The sequence below is a fragment of the Sulfurifustis variabilis genome (assembly GCF_002355415.1).
Taxonomy (GTDB): domain Bacteria; phylum Pseudomonadota; class Gammaproteobacteria; order Acidiferrobacterales; family Sulfurifustaceae; genus Sulfurifustis; species Sulfurifustis variabilis.
Genome location: NZ_AP014936.1, coordinates 2586364 through 2609284 on the forward strand (window position 1 = coordinate 2586364; position 22921 = coordinate 2609284).

General features: G+C 70.0%; 17 protein-coding genes and 1 pseudogene. 8 read left to right on the forward strand and 10 right to left on the reverse strand.

Features of this window, described 5'->3' with window-relative positions:
• Nucleotides 1-23: 23 nt before the first annotated feature.
• Genes SVA_RS12460 through SVA_RS12475 form a run of 4 tightly spaced genes read right to left on the reverse strand, consistent with a single transcriptional unit; the run spans nt 24 to nt 8543 of the window.
• On the reverse strand, nt 24-1238 hold the full coding sequence (locus SVA_RS12460; protein WP_096461531.1) for a response regulator: 1215 nt from the start codon (nt 1236-1238) through the stop codon (nt 24-26).
• Complete coding sequence (locus SVA_RS12465; protein ID WP_197703186.1) at nt 1238-1687, reverse strand: response regulator; 450 nt, start codon at nt 1685-1687, stop codon at nt 1238-1240. The genes SVA_RS12460 and SVA_RS12465 overlap by 1 nt, the downstream gene beginning before the upstream one ends.
• The gene (locus tag SVA_RS12470) at nt 1684-3492 is read right to left on the reverse strand and encodes a response regulator (RefSeq protein ID WP_096461532.1); all 1809 of its coding nucleotides are present in this window, start codon (nt 3490-3492) and stop codon (nt 1684-1686) included. The genes SVA_RS12465 and SVA_RS12470 overlap by 4 nt, the downstream gene beginning before the upstream one ends.
• Entirely contained in the window at nt 3477-8543 is a 5067-nt protein-coding gene (locus SVA_RS12475; protein WP_096461533.1) for a HAMP domain-containing protein, read from the reverse strand. Before SVA_RS12475 ends, SVA_RS12470 begins: the two co-directional genes overlap by 16 nt.
• Before the next feature lie 659 nt (nt 8544-9202).
• Here SVA_RS12475 and SVA_RS12480 point away from each other — a divergent pair.
• The 5 genes from SVA_RS12480 (at nt 9203) to SVA_RS12500 (ending at nt 11732) form a co-directional block, all read left to right on the forward strand.
• Nucleotides 9203-9586: a hypothetical protein gene (locus tag SVA_RS12480; RefSeq protein ID WP_096461534.1), complete on the forward strand. Its 384-nt coding sequence runs from the start codon at nt 9203-9205 to the stop codon at nt 9584-9586.
• 3 nt (nt 9587-9589) lie between these two features.
• Nucleotides 9590-9856, forward strand: a complete 267-nt coding sequence (locus SVA_RS12485) for a DUF5985 family protein (RefSeq protein ID WP_096461535.1) — start codon at nt 9590-9592, stop codon at nt 9854-9856.
• 16 nt (nt 9857-9872) lie between these two features.
• Nucleotides 9873-10169 carry a DUF5985 family protein gene (locus SVA_RS12490; protein ID WP_096461536.1) on the forward strand — a complete coding sequence of 99 codons (297 nt, stop codon included), beginning with the start codon at nt 9873-9875 and terminating at the stop codon, nt 10167-10169.
• 53 nt (nt 10170-10222) lie between these two features.
• Nucleotides 10223-10996 (forward strand): BON domain-containing protein, encoded by a 774-nt coding sequence (locus SVA_RS12495; RefSeq protein WP_096461537.1) that lies wholly within the window; start codon nt 10223-10225, stop codon nt 10994-10996.
• A 340-nt stretch (nt 10997-11336) separates the two neighbouring features.
• A complete protein-coding gene (locus SVA_RS12500) occupies nt 11337-11732 on the forward strand; it encodes a hypothetical protein (protein ID WP_096461538.1) in 396 nt (131 codons plus the stop codon).
• A 30-nt stretch (nt 11733-11762) separates the two neighbouring features.
• On the opposite strand, the gene SVA_RS12505 is transcribed toward SVA_RS12500, so the two are convergent.
• From SVA_RS12505 to SVA_RS12515, 3 genes are all read right to left on the reverse strand, one after another.
• On the reverse strand, nt 11763-12530 hold the full coding sequence (locus tag SVA_RS12505) for a 2-keto-4-pentenoate hydratase (RefSeq protein WP_096461539.1): 768 nt from the start codon (nt 12528-12530) through the stop codon (nt 11763-11765).
• Nucleotides 12531-12633: 103 nt separating this feature from the next.
• A complete protein-coding gene (locus tag SVA_RS12510; protein ID WP_197703187.1) occupies nt 12634-13083 on the reverse strand; it encodes a hypothetical protein in 450 nt (149 codons plus the stop codon).
• A gap of 81 nt (nt 13084-13164) precedes the next feature.
• Complete coding sequence (locus tag SVA_RS12515) at nt 13165-13659, reverse strand: hypothetical protein (protein WP_096461541.1); 495 nt, start codon at nt 13657-13659, stop codon at nt 13165-13167.
• 605 nt (nt 13660-14264) lie between these two features.
• On the opposite strand from SVA_RS12515, the gene SVA_RS12520 reads away from it, so the two are divergent.
• Both SVA_RS12520 and SVA_RS12525 read left to right on the forward strand, forming a co-directional pair.
• On the forward strand, nt 14265-14855 hold the full coding sequence (locus SVA_RS12520; RefSeq protein ID WP_096461542.1) for a YsnF/AvaK domain-containing protein: 591 nt from the start codon (nt 14265-14267) through the stop codon (nt 14853-14855).
• A 63-nt stretch (nt 14856-14918) separates the two neighbouring features.
• The gene (locus SVA_RS12525; RefSeq protein WP_096461543.1) at nt 14919-15971 is read left to right on the forward strand and encodes a DUF2382 domain-containing protein; all 1053 of its coding nucleotides are present in this window, start codon (nt 14919-14921) and stop codon (nt 15969-15971) included.
• A 76-nt stretch (nt 15972-16047) separates the two neighbouring features.
• Here the strand turns inward: SVA_RS12525 and SVA_RS12530 are convergent, their stop codons facing one another.
• Nucleotides 16048-17190, reverse strand: coding sequence for an AI-2E family transporter (locus tag SVA_RS12530; RefSeq protein WP_169924077.1), 1143 nt, complete (start codon nt 17188-17190; stop codon nt 16048-16050).
• Between the two features lie 146 nt (nt 17191-17336).
• Nucleotides 17337-20261, reverse strand: a complete 2925-nt coding sequence (acnA, locus tag SVA_RS12535; protein WP_096461545.1) for an aconitate hydratase AcnA — start codon at nt 20259-20261, stop codon at nt 17337-17339.
• A gap of 278 nt (nt 20262-20539) precedes the next feature.
• On the opposite strand from acnA, the pseudogene SVA_RS12540 reads away from it, so the two are divergent.
• Nucleotides 20540-20993: pseudogene (locus tag SVA_RS12540) on the forward strand (beta-class carbonic anhydrase).
• Nucleotides 20994-21053: 60 nt separating this feature from the next.
• Here SVA_RS12540 and SVA_RS12545 read toward each other — a convergent pair.
• Entirely contained in the window at nt 21054-22748 is a 1695-nt protein-coding gene (locus tag SVA_RS12545; RefSeq protein WP_197703188.1) for an ATP-binding response regulator, read from the reverse strand.
• Nucleotides 22749-22921: the final 173 nt, after the last annotated feature.

Genomic DNA, 22921 nt, shown 5'->3' on the forward strand with positions numbered 1-22921 from the left:
GCGAGCCGCGGCCCGCGTGGCGCTTACCCCAGCCTGCGTCCTTCCTCCGGTCGCGCCTCGTCCTCGGAACGCGTCCAGTCGCTGATGTCGAGCATGAGCGCGAGCACGCGGACGGCGCGCCCGTCGCCGTCGCGCACGATCACGGCGCGCTCGACGAAGCGCCGGTAGGCGCCGCCGAGCGTGCGGGCGCGGTAGTCGAGGACCCACTTCGCGTCCGGGCCGTGCATGGCGCCGTGGATCTGCTGCGCCACGCGCGAGCGGTCCTCCGCGTGCACGCGCTCGAGGCGCCACTGGGGGGCGTGCCCCGTGCGCTGCGGCGGCCGGCCGAACAGGGCTTCGTACGCCTCGTTCCACCAGACGTGGTCGGCACGCAGATCCCAGTCCCACATGGCATCGCTGGCGGCGCGCGTCACGAGGGCGAGGCGCTCCTCGCGCTCCCGGAGCGACGCCTCGATGCGGCGCCGCCCGCTGATGTCCCGCAGCGCGACGACCGCGCCCTGCACCTCGCCTTTCTCGTCGCGGATCGGCACCAGCCGATACTCGACCGGGAGCTCCTTCCCGGATCGCGTCACGAGGAGCGCGTAGTTCTCCGACTGGATCTCGCTGCGGAGCGCGAGCTCGATGAAGGAACTGCCGAGCGCGCGATGCGTGTGCTCGTCGAGGATGGAGCAGATCTCCTCGATCGCCCGGCCCCTCGCGGTGCGGATGCGCGCGTCGAGCAGGACCTCGGCCACCGGGTTCATGAACATCACCCGACCCCCGCCGTCGGTAGCGATGACCGCCTCGCCGATGCTGTCGAGCGTGCCCTGCAGCCACTGCCGCTGCTGCTCCACCGCGCGCTTCAGATCGACCTTCTTCAGGGCGTACTGAATCGCCCGGTGCAGCTGCTCGGCGGTGATGCTGTTCTTGTCGAGGTAGTCGAGGGCGCCCGCCTTGAGCGCCTGCACGCCGACCTGGTCGCGCGCGGAGCCGGTGAGCATGATGACCGCCGCGCTCTCGCCCGCCGCCTCGCGGGTCAGCTCGTGCAGCACGGCCAGGCCGTCCTTGTCGGGCATCAGGTAGTCGAGCAGCACGCAGTCGGGGCGGCGCTCGCGGAACGCCGCCAGGGCGTGCTCGCCGCGGTCCACTTCGAGCACGGTGTACCGGCACTCCTCGCTGCGCTCGAGGTAGCGCCGGTACAGGGTGCGGTCCTCGGGCGCGTCGTCGACCACCAGCACGGTACACTCGGTCCGGAGCATCAGTGCGGTCCCTCCATGTTCGCGGGCACGATCGCCGCCTCGAGCCAGTACTCCGCCATCAGGCGGATATCGCGCTGGTACCGTTCGAATTCCATGGACTTCACCATGTAGCTGTTCGCGCCGTTGTCGTAGCACGCCTCCACGTCCGAAGGATGCGACGAATGCGTGTTGACGATCACCGGGATCCGCCGAAGACGCGGATCGCGCTTGATCCGCGCCAGCACCTCCCGGCCGTCGGTGCCCGGCAGGTTGAGATCGAGCAGGATCAGGGCCGGCAGCGCGGCGTCGCCCGCCCCGCCGGGCGACGTCCGCCCGAGGTGCGCGAGCGCCTCGTCGCCGCTGGTGAACCGCCGGATCCGGTGGCGCCGGCGCGCATCGCGCAGCGCCCGCACGAAGGCGTCGAAGTCCTCGTCGTTGTCCTCGATCACGACCAGGGTGTGCTCCCTCATGGTCCGGGCGCCAGCGTGAAATAGAACGTGGTGCCCTCGCCCGGCGTGGACTCGAGCCAGATGCGACCCCCGTGCCGCTCGACGATCTTCCGGACGATGGTCAGCCCGACGCCCACGCCGCCGCCGTACTCGTCGCGCCCGTGGAGGCGGCGGAAGATGCGGAAGACGGCGTCGTGGTGCTGGGTCGCGATGCCGATGCCGTTGTCCTTCACGTAGTAGACCGGCGGGGCGTGTCCGGCGTGCGTACCCTCGCCGGGCCGCCAGCCCAGCTCGACCCACCGGCTGCTCTTGTCGTTGTACTTGATCGCGTTGGCGATCAGGTTGCTGAAGACCTCGCCCACGCGGCTGTGGTCGACGACGGCGGCCGGGAGCGGCCGCGGGATCCGCACCTCGGTCCCCGTCTCCTGGATGCGCGCCTGCAGCAGCTCCAGAGTGTCCTCCACCACGGTCTGCAGCTCCACCTCGCGCAGCGCGAGCTCCTGACGCCCCACGCGCGAGTAATGGAGCAGGGAGTCGAGCAGCGCCTGCATGCGCTCCGCCAGCCGCGCCATGACCCGGAGCTTGCCGGCGGCGTCCCCGTCGAGCCGCTCGCCGTAATCCTCGAGCAGGAAGTGCGCGAAATTGTGGATGCCGCGCAGCGGTTCCTTCAGGTCATGGGACGCGATGGACGCGAACGCATCGAGCTCGCGGTTGCTGCTTTCGAGCTCCGCGTTGAGGCGCAGCAGCTCCTTCGCCTGCTCCGTGAGCTCGGCGCGCGCCGCCTGCTCGCGCGCGAGCAGCAGCACGTTGTCGATGGCGATCGCGGCCCGGTCGCTCAGGTCGCGGGCCAGCGCGAGCTCGGCCGCCCCGAACCGCTTCTCGCGCCCGCACAGCCCGAGCGCCCACACGCCGAGCGTGCGACCCCGCGCCCGCAGCGGGAGCACCGTGAACGCGCCGGGCCCCGGCGTGCCGGGCGCGGGAGGCGCCAGGATCCCGTCCGGCGGGTCGGCCATCGTCTCGGCGGTTCCGCTGGCGTGCACGCGGTCGACCGCCTGCGCGAGCGGGCCTTCGGGCAGCGCACAGAACGCCGCCGGCGTCGCGGTCTCGCCGTCGCGCCAGGCGAGCGCGATGACCCGCGGGCCGCTCTCCTCCGGCACGCTCAGCGCGCTCACGTCCGCAAGAAAGGGCACGGCCAGCTGCGACAGCCCCCGGGCGGTCGCGGCGAAATCGAGCGAGCTCGCGAGCACGCGGCTGGCCTCGGCGAGAAAGTTCGAGCGGCGCGTTTCCGCCTCGGCGGCCGCGCGGGCGATCTGCTCGCGCGCGAGCGCGATGCGCTCCTCGGCCTGGCGCTTGACCCGCTGGCGCATCGCGTAGAGCTCGACGAATACCCGCACCTTGGCACGCAGCACCTCCGGGACGACGGGCGCCGGGATGTAGTCGACGGCGCCGAGGGAGTAGCCCTGCGCCGTGTGCATCTCGTCGGCGTACGCGGTGATGAAGATGATCGGCGTGTGCGCCGACTGCCGCCGCCGGCGGATCAGCTCGGCGGTCTCGAAGCCGTCCATGCCCGGCATGTTGACGTCGAGCAGGATCACGGCGAACTCCTGCTTCAGCAGGCGGCGCAGCGCCTCGTCACCCGATCGCACCGCGACGATGTCCTGGCCGAGCTCCTCGAGGACGGCCTCGTAGACCATCAGCTTCTCGGGCAGGTCGTCCACCACGAGAATCGCGGCCTTTTCGGTCGCGCTCGCCGGCAGCGCCGGCGACGGGGCGAGCCCCGCGTCGGCGCGCGGCGCGCGGCGGTCGCGGCTCAGCGGTGTAGCCACGCGCGCAGCACCGCGAGCATCTGGTCGGTGTCGACCGGTTTCGAGAGATAGTCCCAGGCCCCCGCCGCGAGGCACCGCTCCCGGTCGCCCTTCATGGCCTTCGCCGTCACGGCGATGATCGGCAGCTGCCGCAGCTCCGGGATCCGCCGGATCTCCTGCATGGTCGCGATGCCGTCGAGCTCCGGCATCATGATGTCCATGAGCACGATGTCGACGTCGGGCTGCGCGCGCAGCGTGCGGATGGCGTCACGGCCGTTCTCCGCCGAGACCACGGCCATCTCGAAGTCCTCCAGGATGGTCGTCACCGCGAAGATGTTGCGCATGTCGTCGTCCACGATCAGCACCTTCTTGCCGCGCAGCACCCGGTCCGAGCGGTGCAGCTCCTCGAGCACCCGGCGCTGGTCGTCCGTCAGCGCGGAGACCGGCCGGTGAAGAACCAGGCTCGCCACGTCCAGCAGCCGCTCGGGCGAGCGCACCCGGCGCACGAAGCCGCGCCCGCTCTGGCGCTTCCAGTCGGCGCCGTCCTCGGTCACGCGGTCGTCCGGGTCGTAGACGATGACCGGCACGCCGGCGGCGGCGCCCGGTGGCGAGGTGCCCAGCCGCGCCAGGTCCAGGCCCGCGGCCCCTGCGCCGAACACGAGGCAGTCGTACCGGTCGGCGTCGAGCAGGGCCGGCACCGCGTCGACGTCCGCCGCCTCCCGGATGCGCACGTCCGCCCCGTCGATCGCCGCGATCACGCGCCGCCGCCGGTCCGAGTCGGCGTCGACAACGAGCACGTTCCGGCCGGGCCGCGCCGCATGCTCCGACAGCCCGTCGAGGAACCGCTCGAGCACGTCCTTCCCCTGGATGGGCTTGGGCAGGAATCCGGCCGCGCCGGCGCTCGCCGCCTGCTCCCGCGCCTCGTCGGTCGAGATGACGTGGATCGGGATGTGGCGTGTCGCGAGATCGCCCTTGAGACGATTGAGCACGCGCCAGCCGTCGATGTCCGGAAGGAAGAGATCCAGCGTGATCGCCTCGGGCCGGTACTCGTGCGCGAGCGCCGATGCCAGCGCCCCGAACGACGTCACGATACCCTTGAACCCTTTTTCGCGGGCGGTCTCGAGCAGGACCCGCGCGAAGGGCAGGTCGTTCTCGACGATGAGGAGCGTGCGGTCGCCGGGATGCAGGTTCGCGCGATCGTCGCCGATCTCGTCCACCGGCGGCGGCAGCTCGAAGTCGGACGCGAGCATCGGGACGGTCGCGGAGGACGTCGGGCCGTCGGCCTCGCCCGTCCGCCCCGGGAGGCTCGCCCCCGCCGGCGGGCCCGCCTCGAGGGCGGGCCGGCGGGGCAGGCGCGCCGGCGTGTAGACGCGCGGCAGGTACAGCGTGAAGGCGCTCCCCTTCTTCGGGACGCTGGTGAGACGGATCTTGCCGCCGAGGAGCTGCGAGAGCTCGCGGCTGATGGCGAGGCCGAGTCCGGTCCCGCCGTACTTGCGCGAGGTCGAGCCGTCGGCCTGCTGGAACGCCTCGAAGATGATCTGCTGCTTCTCCGGCGGAATGCCGATGCCCGTATCGCGGACCGAGAACGCGAGCATGTCCGCGCCGCCGTTCGGATCGCCGACCTCGCGGGCGTGGCCGGCCTCGGCCGGCTCGATGACGAGCGCGACCTGGCCCTGGTGCGTGAACTTGAAGGCGTTCGAAAGCAGGTTCTTCAGGATCTGCTGGAGACGCTTGGAGTCCGTGACGATGGACCTGGGCAGCCGCGCGTCGAGCTGAATCAGGAAGTCGACGTTGCGCGACTCGGCGACCGGCCGGAAGGTGCGCTCGACATAGTGGCGCAGGTCGTCGAGGCGCAGCTCGCTCGGGTCGACCACGACGGTGCCCGACTCGATCTTCGACAGGTCCAGGATGTCGTTGATCAGGGTGAGCAGGTCGTTGCCGGACGAATGGATCGCGCGCGCGAAGCCGATCTGGCGCCGGGAGAGGTTCCCCTCCGGGTTCTTGCAGAGCTGGTCGGCGAGGATCAGCAGGCTGTTCAGCGGCGTGCGCAGCTCGTGCGACATGTTCGCGAGGAACTCCGACTTGTACTTGGAGGTGAGCGCGAGCTGCTCGGCCTTCTCCTCGAGCGCCTGGCGCGCCTGTTCCACCTCGCGGTTCTTGCGCTCCACCTCCTCGTTCTGGTGAGCGAGCAGGCCGGCCTTCTCCTGCAGCGCCTGGTTGGTCTGCTGCAGCTCGAGCTGCCGGCTCTGCAGCTCCTCGGCCAGCGACTGGGACTGCTTGAGCAGGCCCTCCGTGCGCATGTTGGCCTCGATCGTGTTGAGCACGATGCCGATGCTTTCGGTCAGCTCGTCGAGGAAGGCCTGGTGCGTGCGGTTGAAGCGCTCGAACGAGGCCAGCTCCAGCACCCCCTTCACCTGGCCCTCGAACACGATCGGCAGCACCAGGATGTTCTGCGGGATGGCCGCGCCGAGCCCGGACGCGATGCGGATGTAATCGGGCGGCACGTCCGTAAGGACGATCTTGCGCTTCTCGAGCGCGCACTGCCCGACCAGGCCTTCGCCGAGGTCGAGCTGCTTGTGCAGGGCGCGCTGCCCCTCGGAGGCGTAGCTCGCCAGCAGCGTCAGCCGGGCGTACTCCTCGTCGCCGTCGAGCACGTAGAACTCGGCCTGCTGCGCGGCGACGACCGGGCAGAGCTCGGACAGGATCAGCCGGCCCACGGTGTTCAGGTCCTTCTGGCCCTGGAGCATGCGGCTGAACTTGGCGAGGTTCGTCTTGAGCCAGTCCTGCTCGGTGTTCTTGTGCGTCGTGTCCTTGAGGTTGCGGATCATCTCGTTGATCTTGTCCTTGAGCGCCGCCACTTCCCCCTGCGCCTCCACCGTGATCGACCGCGTGAGGTCGCCCTGCGTCACGGCCTTCGTCACTTCCGCGATCGCGCGCACCTGCGTCGTCAGGTTCGCCGCGAGCTGGTTCACGTTCTCGGTGAGGCCCTTCCACGTGCCGGCCGCGCCGGGCACCTTCGCCTGGCCGCCGAGCTTGCCCTCGACGCCGACCTCGCGCGCCACCGTGGTCACCTGGTCGGCGAAGGTCGCGAGGGTGTCGGTCATGCTGTTGATCGTGTCGGCGAGCGCCGCGATCTCGCCCTTGGCCTCGACGGTCAGCTTCTGCTTCAGGTCGCCGTTCGCGACCGCCGTCACGACCTTCGCGATGCCGCGCACCTGGCTCGTCAGGTTGCCGGCCATGAAGTTCACGCTGTCGGTCAGGTCCTTCCAGGTGCCCGACACGCCCGTCACGCGCGCCTGGCCGCCGAGCTTGCCTTCCGTGCCCACCTCGCGCGCGACGCGCGTCACCTCGGCCGCGAAGGAGCTCAGCTGATCCACCATCGTGTTCACGGTGTTCTTGAGCTCGAGGATCTCGCCCTTCACGTCGACGGTGATCTTCTTCGAGAGGTCCCCGCTCGCGACCGCCTTGGTCACGTCGGCGATGTTGCGCACCTGGCCGGTGAGGTTGCTCGCCATCGAGTTCACGCTGTCGGTGAGGTCCTTCCAGGTACCGGCGACGCCGGGCACGTCGGCCTGGCCGCCGAGCTTGCCTTCGGTGCCGACCTCGCGCGCGACGCGCGTGACCTCGGAGGCGAACGCGCGCAGCTGATCGACCATCGTGTTGATCGTGTTCTTGAGCTCCAGGATCTCGCCCTTCACGTCGACGGTGATCTTCTTCGAGAGGTCGCCGCTCGCGACTGCGGTCGTGACGTCGGCGATGTTGCGCACCTGGCCGGTGAGGTTGCCGGCCATCGAGTTCACGCTGTCGGTGAGGTCCTTCCAGGTGCCCGACACGCCCTCCACGCGCGCCTGGCCGCCGAGCTTGCCTTCGGTGCCGACCTCGCGCGCGACGCGCGTCACCTCGGAGGCGAAGGAGCGCAGCTGGTCGACCATGGTGTTCACGGTGTTCTTGAGCTCGAGGAACTCGCCCTGGACGTCGACGGTGATCTTCTTCGAGAGGTCGCCGCTCGCGACTGCGGTCGTGACGTCGGCGATGTTGCGCACCTGGCCGGTGAGGTTGCCGGCCATCGAGTTCACGCTGTCGGTGAGGTCCTTCCAGGTGCCCGACACGCCCTCCACGCGCGCCTGGCCGCCGAGCTTGCCTTCGGTGCCGACCTCGCGCGCGACGCGCGTCACCTCGGAGGCGAAGGAGCGCAGCTGGTCGACCATCGTGTTGATGGTGTTCTTGAGCTCGAGGATCTCGCCCTTCACGTCGACGGTGATCTTCTTCGAGAGATCGCCCATGGCCACGGCCGTGGTGACGTCGGCGATGTTGCGCACCTGGCCCGTCAGGTTGCTCGCCATCGAGTTCACGCTGTCGGTCAGGTCCTTCCAGGTGCCCGCGACGCCGGGCACGTCGGCCTGCCCGCCGAGACGTCCTTCCGTGCCCACCTCGCGCGCGACGCGCGTGACCTCGGAGGCGAACGAACCGAGCTGGTTGACCATCTTGTTGATGGTGCGGGCGGAGCGGAGGAACTCGCCCTGCAGCGGCCGATCGTCGATCTCGGTCGCCATCGTCTGCGACAGATCGCCCTTGGCCACGGCGCCGATGACGCGCGCCGTCTCGCGCGTCGGGTGCACCAGATCGTCGATGAGGGCGTTGACGGATTCGATGGAGGTGCGCCAGAAGCCGCTCGCGTCGCCCAGCGAGCCGCGGCGGTTGAGCTGACCCTCCTTGCCGACGACGCGACTCAGCCGATCGAGCTCCTCGCTCATCCGCTGGTTCATCTCGACCACCTGGTTGAAGGCCTCCGCCACGCGGCCGGCCACGCCGGTCCACTCGATCGGCAGGCGCACCGCCGCGTCCCCGCGCGCGAGCGCCCGCAGGCCCGCCACCATCGCGGCCATCTCGTTCGTCATGCGCTGGTTGGCCTCGGCCACGTCGTTGAACGCCGTCGCCATCAGTCCGGCCATCCCGTCCGACTCCGCCGGCAGGCGGACCGAGGTGTCCCCCTTCCCGAGGTTGCGCAACGCGGCCAGCACGGGCGCTAACTGGTTTTCGTTCCTGCTGCGACCGGACTCACGAATCTGCATGCGATCTCCTTTGTCCCCGCTCCGGGGCCGGAGCGCGGTCGGGGTACGGTGACGAAGGGTTTCGTTCGGACACGGCTCCGCGCGTGCGCGGCGCGGTCGCGCCGTTCGCCGTTCGCAATCCGATTTTCCCCTTCAAAATGCGTTGTTGTTCAAGGCCGTCATCATCGGCCTCGCGGGATCGCCCCGCACGCGATTGCGGCAATGCTCCACCCCGAGCAGAGGCCGCGACGCGGTCGCAACCTTGCGCCATCGGCCGCTGGCAGACAAGGGAAGCAGCGGCTCGAAGGGACGGGGGTTTACCCGACTCAAGCTCAGGGAAAACCCTGAGTCGCGCGTCCCGCGCCTGACGCCCTCGTCCGGGCCGTGGCTCGCTCCCGAATCACGCCCGCACGCCGATGCATGCGCTATGCGGCGCGTTTTCGCGCGGGCCCCGATTCGCGCGATTGGAACCCGATGCCGGCGAAACGACGAGTCGCCGACCCGCGTCGCGCCGACCGGGGGGTTGACCCGGTTGCCAAGGTCGGGTTCATTTCGCGCCTTATTCAGACTCATCGGCATTGCGGCCCGTTGTCGCGCCCGTCCGGGGTACGACGCGGCGCCGGGTGTCGCCACGCGCCTGTAACCAGGCCCCGGAGACCCTCGTCACCACGCCGCGAATCATGTCTGACGCCGATTTCCCGGACGAGCTGTGTCGTTTCATCGAGGACACGATACCGACCATCGAGACCGCGGAGCTGCTGCTGTGCCTCGCCCGTCATCCGGAGCGGGAATGGAGCCCGGAAGAGCTCGCCCACGAGATCCGGCCGACGGTGATCACCGAGGCCGCCGCGCGCAAGTCCCTCGCGTTATTCAGCGCCCGCGGCCTGGTCGTCGAGAAGCAGGGCGACCGCGTCCGGTTCAACCCGTCCTCCGCCGACGGCGCGATTCGCGCGCTCGCCAAGGCGTACAACGAACGCCCGGTCACGCTCATCCGCTGGATCTACTCGCTCAAGGAAAAGAAGATTCAGTCGTTCGCCGACGCATTCAAGATCAAGAAGGACTAGCCGATGGAGACCTTCACGCTCATCCTGTACCTGCTCGCCATCGTCAGCAGCCTCGCGTGCACCGTGCTTCTCTTTCGCGGCTACGTCCGGAACCGCACGCGGCTTCTCCTGTGGAGCGCGCTCTGCTTCGTGGGCCTGACGATCAACAACGTGTTCCTGTTCCTGGACCTGATCATCTTTCCCGCGATCGACCTGCGCCCGACGCGCCTGATGGCCTCGCTCGTCGGCATGCTGTTCCTGCTGTACGGGTTCATCTGGGAATCGGAATGACCAAGGGGACCTGACCATGATCGAATTCCTTGCCGGCGCCGTCACGCTTGCCCACATCGTTTCCGCTGTTTACTTCCTGCGCTTCTGGCGCAAGACTTCCGATCGCCTGTTTCTCAGCTTTGCAGTGGCGTTCGGGCTGCTGGCGCTCAACCAGATCGCCGTGTCCGTCATCGGTGCGGCGGACGAGCGAACCAATTACGCCTACATCCTGCGCGTCCTGGGGTTCATCCTGATTTTTCTGGCCATCATCGACAAGAACGTCTTCGCCGTCCGCAAGGGCAAACGCCGCGCGGCCCCGACCACGCCGCGCTGAGTCTTCACGACCGGACGGTCCAGCGGTTCGCGTAATCAGCCACGGAGGCACGCATGCGTGACGCAGACGAAATAAGGCAGCAGGCGCAGGCCGCGCTCGAGCGCGACCCGCGCGTCAACCCCCATCGCTCCCCCATCGACGTCTCCATCGAAGGACCGTGCGCGACCCTCACCGGCGAGGTGGCCGGGATCGACGGCAAACGCCGCGCGGTCGAGTGCGTGCGCGCCATCCCCGGCGTCGAGCGCATCGTCGACCGGGTGCGCGTCGCGCCCGGAGAGTCGCTCGGCGACAGCGCGATCCGCGACAAGCTGTGCGGCTATCTGCTGGACGAACCGGTGTACAAGCGCATGGCCGTTTCCTGCCGCGCCGAGGGCGGAGGCGAGACGCTGTCGCGCCGCCCGGACGAGGCCGAGGGCCGGATCGAGATCGCCGTCGCGGACGGGGTCGTCACGCTGAGGGGCGAGGTCTTCAGTCTTTCGCACCGGCGCCTCGCCGCGGTGCTCGCCTGGTGGGTGCCCGGCGTGCGCGACGTGATCAACGAGATCGCGATCGACCCGCCCGAGGAGGACAACGACGACGAGATCAGCGACGCCATCGAGCTCGTCCTCGACAAGGACCCGATCATCCACGCCGGCCAGATCGCGCGCCACGTCCGCGACGGGCGCGTCGTGCTGCGCGGGCTCGTCACCACCGAGGAAGAAAAGCGGATGGCCGAGGAGGACGTGTGGTACGTCGAGGGCGTCCGCGACGTGGTGAACGAGCTGTACGTGCAGCCGATGCCGGCGGGGCGCGAGCCCATGCGTTCGGGGCCCGCGCCGATCGCCTGAAGCGCTGCAGGACGAGGCGCGAAGCCTCGTCGCCCGCTCAAAAGCAGCGGCGGAAACGCGGCGATCGCGCCGCCCGCGCGCCGCGCCGGCTCGTCTCGGGATCCCGCTTTCCGGTGCGAACGGCGCGAGCGGCCGCCCCGGTCGCCGACGCTTTTCCTTCCACTCTCGCGTGTTCGCACCCGGTCTTCACGCGCGGTCGCAGCCCGCTTCGCGCCCGCGCAACACTTCGCGCAAAACCAACAACGCTTCGGGCAAGTCCTCTAGGGAATCACCGTCCTGTCCGCTTCCGGCGGCCGCTTTAGATTGGCTGCACCGTTCACCCGCACAAGGGAGGTGCACCATGCGTCGGTTCGCGTTCGCTTGCCTGTTCGTCCTGCCGCTCTACGCCGTGCCGTCGTTCGCTCAGGACGAACTGCCCTCGCTCCATACCCATGGCCCGCGCGCGCAGGACGGCGAGTCGGTCCGGCTCGACGAGCTCGCCCCGGGTCTGCGCCGCCTGCGACAGGGAACGTTCGACGTCCCGTTCGGAACGCTCGACTACCGGTTGGTGAGCCGCGGCCTGCGGGCCGATCTCCGGTTCGCCGGCGCGGCGGCCGCCGTGCTCGTCGGTTATCGCGGCGGCGAACCGCGCCTGGAGCTCGCCGAGTGGCGCGCGTACCGCGGGAACGTCAGGCTTGCCGTCACCGCCCGCGACGGCGATGGCGGTTATCGCCTGGAGTTCACGCGGAGCTTCTGAGAGCCGGCGCCCGCCCCGACTCGCGCGCGGCTATTCGAACCGCACGCTCACTTCCCCGACGCCGGAGAAGCGGGCCCGCCACGCCCCGGCGGCCGTCACGTCGTGCTTCGAAAAGGAGCCGGTGATGACGCGCATGCCGGCCTCCAGCGCTTCGCCGTGCTCCGCCAGCATGTTCGCGAGGATCGAGAGCGAGAGGAAATGATCGTCGATGTGCCCGGCGTCGCCGAGGGCCTGCGCGACGACCGCGCCGTCGCGGCGGCATTCCATCGACACGCGCGAAAAATCGAAACCGGCCGGCGGCGGCGCGAGCGTTTCCCCGGTCACCAGTCCCCATTGGCTCAGGTTGTCCGCGACGTTGAGCGGAAAATCCGCGACGCCCTGCGCCCGGTTCTGGTTCAGCTCGAAGGCCGCGCCCGCCGCCGACACGGCGGCGCGGGCCTGCGCGGGCGTCACGCCCGGCCCACGCAGCGTCGTGCCGATCGTGAAGCAGAGCTCGGGCTCGATCGCCGCATGCGGGAAGCGCGCGAGCGGAACCGTTGCGCCGGACGGGTAGACGTCGGCGGCCATGATGTGTCCGAACGGCCGCGCGTCCGTCCCGTAACGCCGGCGCACGCGCTCCGAAGTGAGGCCGACCTTCCACCCCGCCTGCCTGCCGCCGGACGCGAGTTTTCGGTCCCGCACACCGAGCTGCACGCGCAACCCCTCGGCGAGCGACAGCCGACCGCGCAGGGCCTCGGGGAAGAAGCGCCCGGACCGGGACTCGCTCCAGATCAGCTCGCTCGCCTGCTGCAGGTCCATGCGGTTCTCCGGCCGGATGCGTCGGGGTACGACGGCCCAAGCTAAAGCGACCGGCGTCGATTTTCAATGCGCGTGTGCGTGGACGCGACACCCCTCCTCCGTTTCACTCCTTGCCCGCCAGCACCGCGAGGATCAGCGCGACGAACGCGCCCAGGTTCAGAACCGCCGCCGTCGCGTGAGCGCACTCCCACTGGCGGCGCAGCGCCTCCCAACCCTCCGGAAGCACGGCCCAGTTGGCCGTCGCCCGGTTGGCCGGATAGGTGAAGGCGAAGAACACCGCGAGCGACGCGAGCACGCCCAGGAAGGCGGCCGCGGCCAGGCGGAACGCCCGCGGCCGGGATCGCAGCTGGATCGCGAGGACCAGATTGGCGACCAGGGCGCCGACCACCACGATCCCGAGGAGCGCCCAGCCGCGGTAGATCTGCTGCACCGTGAGGTATTCCTGCGCGGACAGGCCGATCTTGTTCGGCAGCTCGAACAGGTGCGCCAGTCCCGGCGCAAGCGCGAGCGCCGTCAACAGCAGGGCGAGGAAGCTTGTCGTTTTGATGCGCATCGTCATTCCCCCGAAACGCCGCCTTCGGATGCGGCCGGAACGGCACAGGGTACAACAGCCCCGCGCGGCGTGGGGGTGCCGCTACATCGGGTCCGCGTCGTGGATTTGCACGTAACGCGCCCGGAACCATTCCTGGACGGCGACCGCCTCGGACTCGCACACCTCGGCGATTAGCCGCGAACCGAGGTCGACCTTGAAGTACACGACCTGGAGGTAGTGGACGAGCTCGTGGGCGAGCGCGTCGTCCAGCGTCCGGCCGTGACGCCCGTAGTGGGCGGCGTCGTCCACGAGGAAGATCAGGTTGCCGGCGATCGTGTAGGCGTTCACGAAGACGCGCGGCCGAAACCGCCACTGCTTTTCCATGGCGTCCTGGAAGAGCCCGAGCGGCGTGGCGCTCTCGAAGAGAATCGCGGGCAACGGGGCGTCCGGGCGCAGGGTCACGTGGAGGTGCGCCGCCACGCGTTCGAGGATGAACCGGGGATCGTAGCGCAACCTCGCGTGGTCCTCCTTCGGGGCGTCGCTCGCGGCGGCGGACGACGCGAAGGCGAGCGCGAGAGCGGCGAGCGCGGCGAGCACGCCGACGAATCCCCTGCTGTCTCCTGCTCGATCCCCGATCGCCGGCCACCGACGAGCGGCCGCCGGGGCCGTGGACTGCGCCTGCCCGTGCCCGCGGGCGCCGCGCTGCCGGCGGGAATGACGGCTGCCCGCTACCAAGACGACATCGAGCAGGCGTGGAGGATCACCTTTCCGGGACGGCCGGGGCGGCGCGCCACACGGCCGGACACATCCCGGGCGCCCGCTTCGTCCGCTTCCCGAGCGGCGGGCGCGTGTGGGTCGGACATCGCGGGGACGCGATCGCTGCTGTCGCCGACGTGCCGAGGCAGCGACGCCCGCACTCGCCGATCTCGTCCCTTCCACATGACCGGGTTCCTCCGATTGCGCCGCCCATGCAAGCACTGCGATCGAAGTACCGCAATGAGGTCAAACCCAAGCCGGGAGCACAACGGAACGCGAAGTCCGATCGCCGGCGCCGATCGGGGCGCGATGCCCAGCGGACGAGACCGCGCAAGCGGGGAATGCGTTAGGGTGATCCGGGGATGAAGCACGCCCGACGCCGCCGAAACCCGTGATCCCCGCTTCCCTCGAAGTGGTGAACGCGACCGCGACCACGCAGGGATGACATGATCGTCGTGTTCGACAAGGGAGGCCTCGAAGGCTGGCTCGCCGAGGAAGACGAGCTCGCCGGCCAGACGGATGCGGTGGCGCTGCTCTCCGACGGGCGCCAGGTGCGGATACCGGTGAACCTGCTCCAGCCTCGCAACGCGAGCGCCTACGATCTTCCCCTCCACTTCTCCGAGCTCGCGCCGGAGAACGCCGCCGGCCCCGAGGACCGCGTTCTACTTCCCGTGCACGAGGAAACGCTCGAGGTCGGCAAGCGAAGGGTCGAGAAGCGGCTTGAGATACGGAAGACGGTCAGCGAGCGGCAGGCAACGGTCGAGAGGCCGGTGACTCGGGAGGAGGTGGAGATCGAGCGCGTGCGGGTCGATCGGCCGGTCGACGGACCCGTGCCGGTCCGGCGCGAGGGCGAGACGCTGGTCATCCCCCTGCTCGAAGAGGAAGTCGTCACGCAAAAGCGTCTGGTCCTGCGTGAAGAGCTTCGGATCACGAAGCGGCGGACGCGCGAGAACCGGACGGCGACCGTCGCCCTCCGGAGCGAGGACGCGGTGGTCACGCGAACCGATCCGGGGGACAGCACAAAGGAGGACCGTTAGCGGAAGCCACAGCGAGCAACCGTTCAAGCATGGACAGCCAGAGACCACAGACAGGAGGACGCAATGGCAAAGACGGTGATGGGATTATTCGATAACCGGGAGAATGCGCAGACGGCCGTGCGGGATCTCGAGTCGGCCGGCATCGTGCGCGAGCACATCGACGTGCGCATGAGCGAGGAGCTGCTCTCGCAGTACGGCGGGGCCTCATCGCGCGAGGAGGACGAAGGCTTCTGGGGCAGCGTGCGCCGGTTCTTCGGCATGTCCGAAGAGCGCGACATCGGCGAAGGCATCCAGGGCATGAGCCCGGGTGACGCGCTCGTCGTCGTCCACGCCGACGACGCCCAGGCGGATCGCGTGGCCGAAATCCTGGACGAGCACGGCGCCGTCGACGTGGACGAGCGGCGGACGGGGGCACCCGAGACCGGCCTGCGAACCGAGGCGGGCCGGGCGACGCCGGCGACCCGCGGCGCCGCCGCGGGCGGCGAAGAGGAACGCCGGATCCCGGTCGCCGAAGAGGAGCTTCGCGTCGGCAAGCGGCCCGCGAGCCGCGGCGGCGTGCGCATCTACACGCGCACCGTCGAGCGCCCCGTCGAGGAGGACGTCACCCTGCGCGACGAGAAGGTGCAGGTGGAACGTCGCCCGGTCGACCGGCCGGTGAGCGCGGCTTCGGAGGACGAGCTGTTCAAGGAAAACACCTACGAGGTCCGCGAGCAGACCGAGGAGCCGGTGGTCGAGAAGCGGGCCCGCGTCAAGGAGGAAGTCCGCGTCCGCAAGGAACCGCGCGAGCGCAAGGAGACCGTGCGCGACACCGTGCGCGGAACCGACGTCCGGGTGGAATCGCTCAGCCCCGAGGAGGAGCGCGAGTTCGCCCGCTACGAATCGGAGTTCCAGAGCGACTGGCAGGCGAAGTACTCCCGCTCGGGCCTGAGTTACGAGCAGGTGCTGCCGGGATACCAGTACGGCTACCACCTCGGCAACGATCCCCGCTACAGCACCTCCAGCTGGCCGGAGATCGAATCGAAGGTGCAGCGCGACTGGGACGCGCGCGGCCAGGGCCCCTGGGACCGCTTCAAGGACGCGGTCCGCTCCGGTTGGGAGCGGGCCCACCGGCACTGAACCACCCGCAAGCGGCGATGGAAGCGCGGGGCGGAGCGCCCCGCGCTTTTTGCTCGCGCGGAGCCGCCAGGAACGCCTACCGGCGTCCGGCCCGCGCCTCTTCGGCAGGGAGCGCGGCCGCGCCCGCTTCGGCGGCCTCCGCGTGCCGGAGCTCGAGCGTGAAACGGATCAGGGCGATCACGAGCGCCAGGACCAGCGGACCCACGAACAGCCCGATCGCGCCAAAGGCGGACACGCCGCCCAGCACCCCGATGAAGACGGTGAGCGTGCCGACCTTCGCGCGGCTCGAGACGAGCACGGGGCGCAGGACGTTGTCCATGGTGGCGACGAGGATTCCCCACACGAGCAGGAAGATCGCCGCCCACCAGCGCTGCTGCGCGATGAGGACGATGACGGCCGGCACCCAGACGAACGGCGTTCCGGCGAGCGGGACGAGGGCGAAGAGCGCGGCGAGCACCCCGAACACGATCGGCGCCGGGAGGCCCAGGATCGCGAAGCCGATCCCGATGAGCGCGCCCTGGATCAGCGCCGTGACCCCCGTACCGTAGAACACCGCGCGGATGACCGCCGCGAGATGGTCGAACAGGCGCGCGCGATGGCCCGCGGTCATCGGCACCAGCTCGCGCAACGTCGCGACCATCTGCTGCCCGTCGCGGATCATGAAGAAGAGCAGGAACATCATGAGCACGAAGCCGATCGCCGTGCCCAGGGCGCCGATGAAGATCCGCCCGCCCAGCGTCGCGAGGAACTGGAGCACCGTGCGCGCCGCCTCGACCGCCCAGCCCTGGATCTGCGCCAGCGAGACGCCGAAGGTGTCCTGGAACCACGCGAGCGCGGTTCCGAGCACGGGCACCGAAGCGAGGTTGGCGAAGTCCTCGGCCGTGCGTCCCGCGGCGAGCTCCTGCGCGTACTGGAGCAGAACGGCGACCTGCGCCGCGAACGCCGCGCTCAGGCCCGCCAGCGGCCCGATCAGCAGGAGGAGCACCGCGAACGTGAGCAGGGCCGCGGAGAGGCTCGCCCTGCCCCGCAGCTTGCCGGTCAGCCACGCGTGCACGGGACGAAGCAGGAACGCGATGAAGAGCGCCCACGCGAGCGGCCCGAAGAAAGGCAACAGGATCTGGTACAGCAGGAAGCCGAGGAGCAGCAGCGTGATCAGCGCGAACGTGCGCGCGTAGAAAGCCTCGCCGGGAGTCGGCGGGCGGGTCGCATCCGGTTCCAAGGCCACGCTCCTTTCTTCGGTGTTCGTCGTTGTGGTCCGCGGTCGCGCCATCCGCCTACCGCGCCCGGCATGATAAAAAGGGGCTGCGAACCGTCAATCCCTTCTGCGCAGCGTCCGCTGGCCTGCGGCGCGCGGAAGACTCCCGTTCAGTAGGCGGGCGGGTCGCTCGCGGGAAACGATTCGATCGAGCCTTCGTCCACGATGTCCTTCGGCGCCTCGCCGCCCGCCCGCGGCTCGCCCGGCGGCCGCGGCCCTCCCGGCGCCGGGGCGCGCTCGACACCGGTCAACAGACCGCGCAGGACATAAGGAAGGATGCCGCCGTGACGGTAGTACAGAACCTCCTGCGGCGTGTCGATCCGCACGTCCGCGCGGAACGCGACCTCCCCGCCGCCGGGCCGGCGCGCGCGTACCTGCAGGTCGCGCGCCCCGGTGCCCGCGAGCACGTCGCCGATGCCCTCGATGTCGTAGATCTCGTCTCCGCTCAGGCCGAGCGTCGCGGCCGATTCCCCGGGTTTGAACTGCAGCGGCAGGACGCCCATGCCGACGAGGTTCGAGCGGTGGATGCGCTCGTAGCTCTCGGCGACGACCGCGCGGACGCCCTGGAGCTGCGGTCCCTTCGCGGCCCAGTCGCGGCTGGATCCCGAGCCGTATTCCTTGCCGGCGAGCACCAGCAGCGGCGTGCCCTCGTCGCGATAGCGCATGGCCGCGTCGTAGATCGTCGCGACCTCGCCGCTCGGCCAGTGCGTGGTCACCCCGCCCTCCCGGCCCCCGGCCAGCCGGTTGCGGATCCGCGGATTCGCGAAGGTGCCGCGCACCATGACCTCGTGATTGCCGCGGCGCGAACCGTAGGAGTTGAAGTCCTTCACCTCCACGCCGTGCCCGGTCAGGTAGCGGCCCGCCGGCGAGTCCTTCCGGATGCTGCCGGCGGGCGAGATGTGGTCGGTGGTGACGCTGTCGCTGAGGAACGCGATCGCCCGCGCGCCGCGGATCGCGCCGGCGGGCGGCGGCGGCTCCCGGGTCATGTCCTGGAAGTAAGGCGGCTGGCGCACGTACGTCGACGCCTCGTCCCAGCGGAAGCGGTCGCCGCCCGGTGCCGTGAGCGCCTGCCAGCGTTGGTCGCCCTTGTACACGTCCTGGTAGTTGCGCGCGAACGTCTCGGCGGTCACCGAGCCGCGTATCGCCTCGTCGATCTGTCCGGACGCCGGCCAGATGTCGCGCAGGTATACCGGGCGGCCGTCCTTGCCGGTGCCGAGCGGTTCGTTCAGCAGATCGATGTCGATGCGGCCGGCGAGCGCGAACGCGACCACGAGTGGAGGCGACATCAGGTAATTCGCGCGCACTTCGGAATGGATGCGGCCCTCGAAGTTGCGGTTCCCGGACAGCACCGACGCGACCACGAGGCCCCCGCGCCGGATCGCGTCGGACACGGGAGGCGGCAGCGGTCCCGAGTTGCCGATGCAGGTCGTGCAGCCGTAGCCCACGAGGTTGAAGCCGAGCGCCTCGAGGTAGGGCGTGAGACCGGTCCGCTCGTAGTAGTCGCGCACGACCTTCGAACCCGGCGCGAGCGAGGTCTTCACCCACGGCTTGCGCTTCAGGCCCCGCTCGACGGCGTTCCGGGCGAGCAGCCCGGCGGCCAGCATGACGGCGGGGTTCGACGTGTTGGTGCAGCTCGTGATCGCGGCGATGACGACGGCTCCGTGCGTGAGCCGATGGACCTCGCCTTCGAGCTCGCACTCGATCGCCGGCGGCAGCTCGGGCGACTCGCCCTCTCCCCAGATGCCGGCGCCGCCCGCGCCCTGCCCGGTCGCCGGCTGCTTCTGCGAGCGGGCGGCCGAAGGAGGCAGGAGCTGCGGCAGCGAGCGCCGGAAGTCCGTCTTCGCGTGCGGGAGGGGCACGCGATCCTGCGGGCGCCCGGGTCCGGCGATGCTCGGCTCGATGCTCCCGAGATCGAGCGCGAGGGTGTCGGTGTACGTGGGTTCGGGCGAATCGGCGCCGTGGAACAGCCCCTGCTCCTTCATGTACGCCTCGACGAGCGCGATCCGGCTCGCCGGGCGTCCGGTGAGCCGCAGGTAGTCGAGCGTCACCCGATCCACCGGGAAGATCGCGCAGGTCGCACCGTACTCGGGCGACATGTTCCCGATCGTCGCCCGGTCGGCGAGCGACAGGCCGCCGAGGCCCGGGCCGTAGAACTCGACGAACTTCCCCACCACGCCCTTCCTGCGCAGCATCTCGGTGACGGTCAGCACCAGGTCCGTCGCCGTCGCGCCGGGCGCGAGCTCGCCCGTCAGCCGGACGCCGATGACCTGCGGGATGAGCATGGAGATCGGCTGTCCGAGCATCGCCGCCTCCGCCTCGATGCCGCCGACGCCCCAACCGAGCACGCCGAGGCCGTTGACCATGGGCGTGTGCGAATCGGTGCCGACGAGCGTGTCCGGATACGCCATCGGCGGGCCGTCGCCCGCCGCGCGCACCAGCTCGTCCTCGCTGAACACGACGCGCGCGAGGTACTCGAGGTTCACCTGGTGGACGATGCCCGTGTTGGGCGGCACCACCTTGAAGTTGGCGAACGCCTGCTGCCCCCACTTGAGGAACGCATAGCGCTCGCGGTTGCGGGCGTAGTCGAGCTCCTCGTTGATGCCGAACGCCGCCGCCGAGCCGAAGGCGTCGACCTGCACCGAATGGTCGACCACGAGCTCCACCGGCTGGATCGGGTTGACCCGGGAGGGATCGCCGCCGAGCGCGGCCATCGCGTCGCGCATGGCGGCGAGATCGACGATCGCCGGCACTCCGGTGAAGTCCTGGAGCAGCACGCGCGCGGGAGAGAACGCGATCTCGTGCGCCGGCGCGGCGGCGGGCTCCCAGCGCGCGAGCGCCTCGATGTCCTCGCGCGTGACGTTGAGGCCGTCCTCCTTGCGCAGCAGATTCTCGAGCAGGATCCGCAGCGAGTAAGGCAGCCGCTGGACGTCGAAGCCCTGGCGCTCGAGCGCGTCGAGACGAAAGACGGTGTATCCGGCGTGACCGACCCGGATGCGGGCGCACGCCCCGAAGCTGTCGGCGTTTGCTGTTTCCATTCCAGACCCCGCGTCTAATGGCCCGATGTGACCCGGCTGGCATGGGAGATTATCACCCTCCGGGGGGTCGTGCGGATCGGCGGCGAACGGGGTTCGCATGTTGCCGGGAACCTCCCTCCCGGGCCGCGCCGGCCAGTGCCCCGTTTCCCTCTCACATTGTGAAGCCACTCCCGCCGCGCGGCGCGGGACGCATTCGACGGGAACCGCCCTCGGCGTATATTGGATCGCGCCGCTTCGACGAGCGGGGCGTCACGTCGCACGACGACAAGGAGGGAAACATGGCAACGTCCATCGACGAGTACATCCGGAACAACCGGAAATACGCCGGCAAGACCGCGCTGCACAACGCCGCTTTTCCGGGACCGAAGCCGATACGACCCGCGCGGCGCCTGGCGGTGGTGGCCTGCATGGACGCCCGGCTCGACGTCGAGGATCTGCTCGGCCTGCAGACCGGCGACGCCCACATTATCCGGAACGCCGGCGGCGTCGTGAGCGAGGACGTGATCCGCTGCCTCGTCATTTCGCATCACCTGCTCGACACGAACGAAATCGTCCTCATCCACCACACGCGCTGCGGCATGCTCGCCTTCACGGATGTCGGCCATTCTCAGCCACCCCTGGGTCCCGACCGAGGGGCCGGACGCGATGAGCGTGCGCGGATTCGTCTACGACGTGGACACCGGTCTGCTCGAAGAGGTGTCGTACCCGGGTCCGATGGGATCGATCGCCTGACGGAGGAGCGCCGCCGCGCGCGCGGACAGGCGCCCTGCCGGGCACGGCGGACGGCCGTCGTCAGGCGCTGCGGCTCCGGTCCTCGGGCCGCAGGAGCTGCTCGATCGCCATGACGAGCGCCTCCGCATCGATCGGCTTGTGCAGCAACCGCATCGCGCGCGCCCCGGCCGGAAGCTGGGTGAGGCCGATGTCGCCCGTCAGCAGCACCGCGGGGATCTCCCGGCCGGATTCCCGCCGCAGCGCCTGCGCGAGCTCGATGCCGTTGGTGTCGCGCGCGATGCGGTAGTCCGAGACGATCGCGTCCGGCGGGGCGCTCCGGACCCGCTCCACCGCTTCCGCCGGCGCGGCGACGGCGCCGACGTCGTACCCGTACTCGCCGAGCAGCATCGCCAGCGAGCCGCGGATCGCCTCGTTGTCCTCGACGAGCAGGAGGCGCCCTTTGAGCGCCGCCGCGGGACGAATCGCGCGCACGCGCTCCGGCTCGGCTTGGGCCCGCGTCGCCGGGCGCGGGACCGTGACCGCGAACACCGATCCCCTGCCCGGCACCGACCGCACCCGCAGCTCGTGCTCCAGCAGCCGCGCGATGCGTTCGGTGATCGACAGGCCCAGACCCATGCCCTTCACCGACTCGCCGTGCTCGATCTGGTAGTACTCCTCGAAGATCGCCCTGCGCTTGTCCTCGGGAATGCCCGTGCCGGTGTCCCAGACCTCGATCCGCAGGTTCCCGCCGGCGCGACGGCAGCCGACGAGCACGTGCCCCTCGGCCGTGTACCGGATGGCGTTGGTGAGGAAGTTCTGCACGATGCGCTCGAGGAGCGCGGGGTCGCTCCGCACGACCGCGGTCGACGGCGCGACGCGCAGATCGAGCCCCTTCTCGCTCGCCTCGCGTTCGCACGCCCCCGCGACGCGCTCGAGCAGGCGGCCGATCCGGAACTCCTTCACGTCCGGCTTGATCGCGCCGCCGTCGAGCCGGCTGATGTCGAGCAACGCGTCGAGGATGTTGCGGAACACGCCGACCGACTGCTGGATGCGCTCCGCGATCCCCTGCTGGGACGCCGGCAGCGATCGCGCCAGCAGCGCGTTCCAGGTCCCGATCGCCTGCAGCGGCTGGCGCAGGTCGTGGCTCGCCGCCGCGAGAAACCGCGTCTTCGCCCGGTTCGCCCGCTCCGCCTCCGCCCTGGCCGCCACCGCCTCCGCCGTCCGGTCGCGCACGCGCTGCTCGAGCTCGCGCTGCATCGCCACGTTCTCCATCGCGACCGCGACCGTGTCCGCGAGCGCCTGGATCAGCCGGAGCTCTTCCTCGGTGGTCCGGTGGACCCTTGCCCAGTACACGCCGATCGCGCCGATGGGATCGAGCGTCCGGATCGGCACCATCGCGAGGCTCTTCACGAAGGTCGGGCGGTAGGCGTCGTGAGGGATGCGCGGATCGGCGTAGATGTCCTCGATCATGGCCGCCCGGCGATGGATCATCGCCCAGCCGCTGATGCAGGCTTCCATCGGAAAGCGCTGCCCTTTCCACAAGGGCTCGATCGCCTCCTCGTCGGCGTAGTAGCACAGCCCGTTCTCGCGCAGCACGAAGGTCGCGCCGTCGGCGCCGGTCAGCTCGCGGGCCGCATGGCGCACGATGGCCTGCACGGCCTCGAGGCTGCGCGCGAGGGACAGCGCCTGCACGACGTGCAGCAGGTGCTCCATTCCCCGGGTGTACCGGTCCCGCGCGGGCCCTTCCCGATCCGTTTTCGAAGCGGCTTGCATCATGATCCCTCGCCGTTGCGTCGTGATCGGCGGCATTGCGTTCGAGTCCCGCATTCCGCAGTAGTTCGACCGGCGCACCTCTATTATGGAGTCCCGCCTCCCGTTTCACCCGCCTGCGCGGCAATTTGCCGCACGGCGCGCAAGCAGCGATAAGCGCGCCTGATCGCCGGCGAAAG

Coding starts and splice junctions, on each gene's coding strand:
- SVA_RS12525 (WP_096461543.1), top strand. CDS start 14,919: ATGGCAAAGACGGTGATGGGATTATTCGATAACCGGGAGAATGCGCAG.
- SVA_RS12460 (WP_096461531.1), bottom strand. CDS start 1,238: ATGCTCCGGACCGAGTGTACCGTGCTGGTGGTCGACGACGCGCCCGAG.
- SVA_RS12485 (WP_096461535.1), top strand. CDS start 9,590: ATGGAGACCTTCACGCTCATCCTGTACCTGCTCGCCATCGTCAGCAGC.
- SVA_RS12475 (WP_096461533.1), bottom strand. CDS start 8,543: ATGCAGATTCGTGAGTCCGGTCGCAGCAGGAACGAAAACCAGTTAGCG.
- SVA_RS12520 (WP_096461542.1), top strand. CDS start 14,265: ATGATCGTCGTGTTCGACAAGGGAGGCCTCGAAGGCTGGCTCGCCGAG.
- SVA_RS12495 (WP_096461537.1), top strand. CDS start 10,223: ATGCGTGACGCAGACGAAATAAGGCAGCAGGCGCAGGCCGCGCTCGAG.
- SVA_RS12505 (WP_096461539.1), bottom strand. CDS start 12,530: ATGGACCTGCAGCAGGCGAGCGAGCTGATCTGGAGCGAGTCCCGGTCC.
- SVA_RS12510 (WP_197703187.1), bottom strand. CDS start 13,083: ATGCGCATCAAAACGACAAGCTTCCTCGCCCTGCTGTTGACGGCGCTC.
- SVA_RS12480 (WP_096461534.1), top strand. CDS start 9,203: ATGTCTGACGCCGATTTCCCGGACGAGCTGTGTCGTTTCATCGAGGAC.
- SVA_RS12465 (WP_197703186.1), bottom strand. CDS start 1,687: ATGAGGGAGCACACCCTGGTCGTGATCGAGGACAACGACGAGGACTTC.
- SVA_RS12500 (WP_096461538.1), top strand. CDS start 11,337: ATGCGTCGGTTCGCGTTCGCTTGCCTGTTCGTCCTGCCGCTCTACGCC.
- acnA (WP_096461545.1), bottom strand. CDS start 20,261: ATGGAAACAGCAAACGCCGACAGCTTCGGGGCGTGCGCCCGCATCCGG.
- SVA_RS12545 (WP_197703188.1), bottom strand. CDS start 22,748: ATGATGCAAGCCGCTTCGAAAACGGATCGGGAAGGGCCCGCGCGGGAC.
- SVA_RS12490 (WP_096461536.1), top strand. CDS start 9,873: ATGATCGAATTCCTTGCCGGCGCCGTCACGCTTGCCCACATCGTTTCC.